Annotated in this window: 4 protein-coding genes; all 4 read left to right on the top strand. The window is 61.2% G+C overall.

Translation table 11 applies throughout. The features are described 5' to 3' along the window. Nucleotides 1–216: 216 nt before the first annotated feature. Nucleotides 217–1,419 carry a 3-oxoadipyl-CoA thiolase gene (pcaF, locus tag NCS02_RS07765; protein WP_250518215.1) on the top strand — a complete coding sequence of 401 codons (1,203 nt, stop codon included), beginning with the start codon at nt 217–219 and terminating at the stop codon, nt 1,417–1,419. Between the two features lie 13 nt (nt 1,420–1,432). Further along, entirely contained in the window at nt 1,433–2,947 is a 1,515-nt protein-coding gene (locus NCS02_RS07760; RefSeq protein WP_250522968.1) for a 3-hydroxyacyl-CoA dehydrogenase, read from the top strand. Nucleotides 2,948–2,980: 33 nt separating this feature from the next. Continuing rightward, complete coding sequence (paaK, locus tag NCS02_RS07755) at nt 2,981–4,321, top strand: phenylacetate--CoA ligase PaaK (RefSeq protein ID WP_008349558.1); 1,341 nt, start codon at nt 2,981–2,983, stop codon at nt 4,319–4,321. Nucleotides 4,322–4,575: 254 nt separating this feature from the next. After that, nucleotides 4,576–7,764, top strand: a complete 3,189-nt coding sequence (locus NCS02_RS07750; protein ID WP_250519523.1) for an efflux RND transporter permease subunit — start codon at nt 4,576–4,578, stop codon at nt 7,762–7,764. Nucleotides 7,765–7,774: the final 10 nt, after the last annotated feature.

Raw genomic sequence — 7,774 nt, 5'->3', positions numbered from 1 at the left:
TTCGTGCTGACCTGCCAGTGCCATCCGGTGAGCGAGCGCGTGGTTGTGAGCTTCGACGAGCGGTAAGCGACGTCCCGATTCATTAGAAAGTCGCGCATCGCAACGATGCGCGTGAAGCCGAAGCGATTCCAAATCTATTCAAGCGCCGAAGTCGTTAGCAATGCAACTATTGCGCGGCTTCGCTGCGATCGATCATTCTCCACATCGAGACTTGTCATGACTGAAGCCTTCATTTGCGACGCGATTCGTACTCCATTCGGCCGCTACGGCGGCGTTTTCAAGGACGTCCGCGCCGACGATCTCGGCGCCGTGCCCATCACCGCGCTCATGAAGCGCAACGCGTCGGTGGACTGGACGCAGATCGACGATGTGATCTACGGCTGCGCGAATCAGGCTGGCGAAGATAACCGCAACGTCGCGCGCATGTCGAGCTTGCTCGCGGGTTTGCCTATCGACGTGCCGGGCTCGACGATCAACCGTCTGTGCGGCTCGGGCATGGACGCGGTCGGCAGTGCCGCGCGCGCGATCAAGGCCGGCGACGGTTCGCTGTATGTTGCCGGCGGGGTCGAGAGCATGACGCGTGCGCCTTTCGTGATGGGTAAAGCATCGAGCGCATTCTCGCGTTCGGCTGATATCTTCGATACGACCATCGGCTGGCGTTTCATCAATCGCGCGATGCGTGTGCGATATGGCGTCGACTCGATGCCGGAGACCGCGGAGAACGTCGCGGTCGATTTCAACATTTCGCGCGATGCGCAAGATCGCTTCGCGCTGCGCAGCCAGCAGCGTGCGGCACGCGCACAGGCCGATGGCACGCTCGCACAGGAAATCGTCGCGGTGAATGTGCCGCAAAAGAAGGGCGAAGCGATTGCGATCGATCGCGACGAGCATCCGCGCGAGACCTCGCTCGAATCGCTCGCGAAGCTGAAGGGCGTCGTGCGTCCCGACGGCAGCGTGACCGCGGGCAACGCATCGGGCGTGAACGATGGCGCATGCGCGCTCATCATCGCGAACGAGGATGCTGCGAGGCGCCATGGACTCACGCCGCGCGCGCGCATCATCGGCATGGCGACGGCGGGTGTCGAGCCGCGCATCATGGGCATCGGCCCCGCGCCCGCGACGAAGAAGCTGTTTGCACGTACAGGCCTCACGCTCGATCAGTTCGACGTCATCGAACTCAACGAGGCCTTCGCATCGCAAGGCATCGCGGTGCTTCGTCAACTGGGCCTTGCCGAGGACGATCCGCGCGTGAATCCGAATGGCGGCGCCATCGCGCTCGGTCATCCGCTCGGCGCATCGGGTGCGCGCCTCGTCACCACCGCAATGTACGAACTCGAGCGCCGCAACGGGCGCTATGCGCTATGCACGATGTGCATCGGCGTGGGTCAGGGCATCGCGATCGCAATCGAGCGCATCTGAGGGACCTGGGGACATGACACAGGCCATTCAGACATCGGCGATCGTCGGCGTGATCGGCGCCGGCGCGATGGGCGCAGGCATTGCCCAGGTCGCAGCGCTCGCGGGGCACACCGTGCTGCTTTACGATCTCGATGCGAAAGCGCTCGACAAGGCGCGCAATGCAATCGCGGCGAACGTGCAGCGCCTGATCGACAAGAAGAACCTCGAAGAGTCCGCAGGACAGCAAGCAATCGATCGCGTGCGCGTCGTTACGAGTCTCGCTGACTTGCGCACGGCATCGCTTGTCATCGAAGCCATTGCGGAACGTCTCGAGCTCAAGCGCGCGCTGTTCATCGAGCTCGAAAGCATCGTGACGCACGAGTGCATGCTCGCGACGAACACGTCATCCATTTCGATCACCGCGATCGCGGCGCCCTTGAAGCATCCGTCGCGCGTGGTCGGGATGCACTTCTTCAATCCGGCACCGCTCATGGCCCTCGTCGAAGTCGTGCACGGACTCGCAACATCCGATGTGGTCGCACAAACCGTGTATGCCACAGCCGCGGCATGGGGCAAGACGCCGGTACATGCAAAATCGACGCCGGGATTCATCGTCAATCGCGTGGCTCGGCCGTTCTATGCGGAAGGCTTGCGCGTGCTCAACGAGCAGGGCGCTGACGCCGCTTCCATCGATGCCGTCATGCGCGATTCGGGCGGCTTCAGAATGGGTCCATTCGAGTTGATGGACTTGATCGGCCACGACGTGAATTTCGCCGTGACGCAATCGGTGTTCAACGCGTACTTCAACGATCCGCGCTTCACGCCTTCGCTGATTCAACAGGAATTGGTGAACGCGGGCTTTCTTGGTCGCAAGACCGGCCGTGGCTTTTATGACTATGGCGCTGATGCCGCGAAGCCTGTCGCGCGCATCGAAACGAATGCTCATACGCCTTCGAAGATCGTGCCCGGAGAAAGCGTGCCTTTATACGAACGCCTGCAAGCGCGCATCGCGCCGGCGAGCGTCGCTAGAAACGACATGCCCGGGCTGATCGCACAAATCGATGATGCGTATCTTTTCCTTACCGATGGACGCACGGCGACGGAACGCGCGCATGCGCTTGGCATCGAGAACATCGTGCTGATCGATCTCGCGCTCGACTATGCGAACGCGCAAAGCGTGGCGCTCACGCACGCGCGTCAATGCTCCGGCGAAGCCTACGCTGCGGCAGCCGGCGCATTGGCGCAAGCCGGTTATGCAGTCGTGCCATTGAACGATGTCGCCGGCATGACCGTGATGCGAACCGTCGCGATGCTCGTCAACGAAGCGGCCGACGCCGTGAATCAAGGCGTTTGCACGAGCGCCGATCTCGACCTCGCGATGGAGAAGGGCGTGAACTATCCGCTCGGACCGCTCGCGTGGGGCGAACGCATCGGCATCGGCCGCGTTCACGACGTGCTGCTTCATCTCGCTGCGCATTACGGCGAAGACCGTTATCGCGCATCGCCGCTCATCGCGGCGTTGCGTTATTCGGGCCAGCGCTTTCACTGAAGCGAAGACGCATCATTCATTCATCGAGCATTCATGCAGGAGACAACCGTGGTTCAATCCATTGCACAGCAAAGCGAACTGGAACCGATCGAGCGCGCGAGCCGGGACGAGCTTCAGGCACTGCAACTCGAACGCCTGAAGTGGACGTTGCGTCACGCCTATGAAAACGTCGCACACTATCGCCGTGCTTTCGACGCTGCGGGCGTGCATCCAGACGACCTGCGCGAGCTATCCGATCTCGCGCGTTTTCCGACCACGACGAAAACCGACCTACGCGACAACTATCCCTTCGGGCTCTTCGCCGTGCCGCGCGATCAGGTCGTGCGCGTGCATGCATCGAGCGGCACGACGGGCAAGCCGACGGTGGTCGGCTATACCGCGAAAGACATCGACACGTGGGCCAACGTCACGGCGCGTTCAATCAGAGCTGCTGGTGGGCGCAGAGGCGACACGCTGCACAATGCGTTCGGCTATGGTCTCTTCACCGGCGGTCTCGGCATTCACTACGGCGCCGAACGTCTGGGCTGCATGGTGGTGCCGATGTCAGGCGGTCAGACCGAAAAGCAGGTTCAACTGATCCGCGATTTCGCGCCGAAGATCATTCTCGTCACGCCGTCGTACATGCTGAATCTGCTCGATGAAATGACACGACAGGGCATGGACCCGGCGAACACGTCGCTCAAGATCGGCATCTTCGGCGCCGAGCCATGGAGCCAGGGATTGCGCAGCGAGATCGAAACGCGTGCGGGCATACAGGCACTCGACATCTACGGCCTCTCGGAAATCATGGGGCCGGGCGTTGCGTGTGAATGCATCGAGACGAAGGATGGCCCGACGATCTGGGAAGATCATTTCTATCCCGAGATTATCGATCCCGTGACGGGCGAAGTGCTTCCGGAAGGCAGCACGGGCGAACTGGTCTTCACTTCGCTCACGAAGGAAGCGATGCCGATGATCCGTTACCGCACGCGCGATCTCACTTCGTTGCTGCCGCCGAGCGCGCGCTCGATGCGTCGCCTCGCGAAGATCACGGGCCGCTCGGATGACATGCTCATCATTCGCGGCGTCAATGTGTTCCCGAGCCAGATCGAAGAGTTGATCCTTGCGATTCCGCGCCTGAGCGGCCAGTATCAGTTGTGCGTGTCGCGCGACGGCCACATGGATTCGCTGTCCGTCTCAGTCGAAGCACGCCCGGAAGTCTGCGCAACGCTGAACGAGAGCGACCGCGCCGGTCTCTCGCGCGAACTTCAGCATCGCGTCAAGACGATGGTCGGCGTATCGACGCAAGTGCGCGTGCTCGATTCCGGCGAACTGCCGACGACGGCAACCGGCAAGGCCAAGCGCGTACTCGATCTTCGTCCCGTAGCGGCATAACTTTCCGCATCGCCAAGCGCCTCGCGCTCTGCGAGGCGCAATTCATTTCCAACAATTGGAACGCGCGTTCCGTTTTCGGTGCGGCCCCGCATTCTTCTGCAGAAATCATTCCGAAAAAACCCTCGCAACCGTTTGCGCAAATTGTTTTGTAAGCTTCAGTTGTGTCATCGTATCGAGTGCATTTGCGTTTTCGGGCGCAGTGTCGTCGCATAGCATTCGAATAACGAACAACGAACGGGGCAGGCGAAACCTAGATGTGGATTGTCAGACTCGCGCTGAAGCGCCCGTACACATTCATCGTCCTGTCGTTGCTCTTGCTGATCATCGGTCCGCTCGTCATCGTGCGGACGCCGACCGATATCTTTCCGAATATCGATATTCCCGTTGTCAGCGTCATCTGGTCTTATACGGGCCTGCCGCCCGATCAAATGGAGCGCCGCATCACGCTCAATTACGAGCGCGGGTTGTCGGTGGCGGTCAACGACATCGAGCACATCGAGTCGGAATCGCTGCCGGGCATTGCGGTCATTCGCATCTACTTTCAGCCTAATGCGAATGTCGATGAAGCTATCGCCGAGATTACCGCGCTCTCGCAAACGCAATTGCGCTCGCTGCCGCCCGGCATCACGCCGCCGAATATCTTGCGCTTCAATGCATCGACGGTGCCGATTCTGCGGCTCGCGTTGTCGTCGTCGGAACTCAGCGAACAGCAGCTCTACGACTTCGGCAATAGCTTTCTGAAGACGCAGCTCGCGACCGTGCAAGGCGCTTCGGTGCCATTGCCTTATGGCGGCAAGCAGCGGCAGATCATGGTCGATATCGATTCGCGCAAGCTGCAGGCGAAGAACCTCGCGCCGACCGACGTGGTCAATGCAATCAGCGCGCAGAATCTGATTCTGCCGACGGGCACGACGAAGATCGGCGCAACGGAATACTCGGTCGGCCTGAACGCGAGTCCGGGCTCGATCGAAGGACTCAACGACATACCGATCCGCACCGGTCCTGGCGGCACGATCTATATCAAGGACGTCGCGCATGTGCGCGACGGCTTCCAGCCGCAAACCAATATCGTGCGGGTGGACGGCACCCGCGCTTCCTTACTCACGATCAACAAGAGCGGCAATGCATCGACGCTCGATATCGTCGCGCGCGTGAAGAACCTGTTGCCCACCTTGCGCGGCATGGTGCCCGAGTCGCTGAAGATCGAGCCCGTTGCGGATCAATCGCTCTTCGTGCGCGCGTCGGTGTCGGGCGTGCTGCGTGAAGCGGTGATCGCAGCGGGCCTGACTGCGCTGATGGTGCTGCTGTTTCTGGGAAGCTGGCGTGCGACGCTCATCATCGCGATCTCGATACCGCTTTCGATGCTGACGTCGATCGTCGCGCTCTCCGCGATCGGGCAGACGATCAACATCATGACGCTCGGCGGCCTCGCGCTCGCGGTCGGTATCCTCGTCGACGACGCGACAGTTGCAATCGAAAACATCAGCCAGAATCTGGAGCAGGGCAAGGAACTGGAGCATGCGATTCTCGATGGCGCGCAGCAGATCGCCGTGCCGACGCTCGTGTCGACGCTCTCTATCTGCATCGTGTTCATTCCCATGTTCCTGCTGACGGGCGTCGCGCATTACCTGTTCGTGCCGATGGCCGAAGCCGTCGTGTTCGCGATGCTCGCGTCGTACTTCTTCTCGCGCACGCTGATCCCGACGCTTGCGAAGTATCTGTTGCGTCATCACGAGCACATGGGCGGCGATGTCGAATCGATGAAAGGCTCGCGCAATCCGTTCGTGCGGATTCATCTCGCATTCGAGCGTCATTTCGAGTCCGTGCGCCATCGCTATCGACGCGTTCTCGAAACGCAGCTCGCGCAACCGGGCCGCTTCGCTTCGTTGTTTTTGCTGTGCTGCCTGCTGTCGCTCGGGCTTGCGCCGTTCCTCGGGCGCGACTTCTTTCCGTCGATCGATTCAGGCGTGATCGCGCTGCATATGCGCGCGAAGACGGGCACGCGCATCGAGGAAACGGCGGCGCTGACGGATCGCGTCGATGCACGCATCAGGCAACTGATTCCGCGCGGCGAGATTCGCTCGATCATCGACAACATGGGCTTGCCGGTATCGGGTATCAATCTCTCGTACAACAACACGGGCACGGTCAGTTCCGCCGATGCCGACGTGCTCATCAGCCTCAACGAAGATCACGCGCCGACAGAAGGCTATATCCACGAGTTGCGAAAGCGCCTGCCGCAGGAGTTTCCCGGCGTGACGTTTTCATTCCTGCCCGCCGATATCGTGAGTCAGATCCTCAACTTCGGCGTGCCCGCGCCGATCGATATAGCGATCACCGGACGCGATGTGCGCGGCAATCGCGCGCTGGCGAATCGCATGCTGGAAAAGATTCGCCGCGTGCCGGGTCTCGTCGATGCGCGCATCCAGCAGCCATCCGATCTGCCTGCGATCAACGTCGAGGTCGATCGCACGAAGGCGTTGCAAGCGGGCTTCACGCAGCGCGATGTCGCGAACAACCTGCTCATCACGCTGTCGGGCAGTCAGCAGACGACGCCCACGTTCTGGCTCAATCCGGTGAATGGCGTGAGCTATAACGTCATCACGACGGCGCCGCAATACGACATGAACTCGCTGCAATCGGTGGCGAACATTCCGGTGACATCGTCGAGCGGCAAGACCAATATTCTCGGCGCGCTCGCAACGCTTTCGCGCAGCGCGCGCGATGCGGTCGTCTATCACTACAACGCGCAGACCACCATCAATCTCTATGCGACCACCGAGCGGCGCGATCTCGGCGCAGTGGCGGACGACGTGCAACGCATCATCGACGAAGCGCGCGGCGAATTGCCCAAAGGCTCGACGATCGAAATGCGCGGCCAGGTCGAGACGATGAACGGATCGTTTTCGGGTCTCGCATTCGGCCTCATTCTCGCGGTCGTGCTGGTGTACTTGCTGATCGTCGTGAACTTCCAGTCGTGGCTCGATCCGTTCATCATCATCACCGCATTGCCGGGCGCGCTCGCGGGCATCGTGTGGATGTTGTTCCTGACGCATACGACGTTGTCGATTCCCGCATTGACCGGCGCGATCATGTGCATAGGCATCGCGACGGCAAACAGCATTCTCGTGGTGAGCTTCGCGCGCGCCGCGCTCGCCGAACATGGCGACGCAGTGCGCTCCGCGCTGGAAGCGGGCTATACGCGTTTCAGGCCGGTGCTGATGACCGCGCTCGCGATGATGATCGGCATGGTGCCGATGGCGATCGGGCTCGGTGAAGGCGGCGAGCAGAATGCGCCGCTCGGGCGGGCGGTGATCGGCGGCCTGATGGTCGGCACCATCGCAACGCTGTTCTTCGTGCCGGTCGTGTTTTCGATCGTCTATCGGCGCATGGAAGCACGCGGCAAGGGACCGGGCGCGGCGGCACGGAAAGCGGCGCAATAAAACAATCGAA

The sequence above is a fragment of the Caballeronia sp. NCF2 genome, assembly GCF_023631205.1.
In the GTDB taxonomy this organism is placed as follows: domain Bacteria; phylum Pseudomonadota; class Gammaproteobacteria; order Burkholderiales; family Burkholderiaceae; genus Caballeronia; species Caballeronia zhejiangensis.
The sequence above is the reverse complement of the archived record's forward strand: the minus strand, read 5'-3'. Positions and strand labels throughout refer to the sequence as shown.

Coding starts and splice junctions, on each gene's coding strand:
- paaK (WP_008349558.1), top strand. CDS start 2,981: ATGCAGGAGACAACCGTGGTTCAATCCATTGCACAGCAAAGCGAACTG.
- pcaF (WP_250518215.1), top strand. CDS start 217: ATGACTGAAGCCTTCATTTGCGACGCGATTCGTACTCCATTCGGCCGC.
- NCS02_RS07760 (WP_250522968.1), top strand. CDS start 1,433: ATGACACAGGCCATTCAGACATCGGCGATCGTCGGCGTGATCGGCGCC.
- NCS02_RS07750 (WP_250519523.1), top strand. CDS start 4,576: ATGTGGATTGTCAGACTCGCGCTGAAGCGCCCGTACACATTCATCGTC.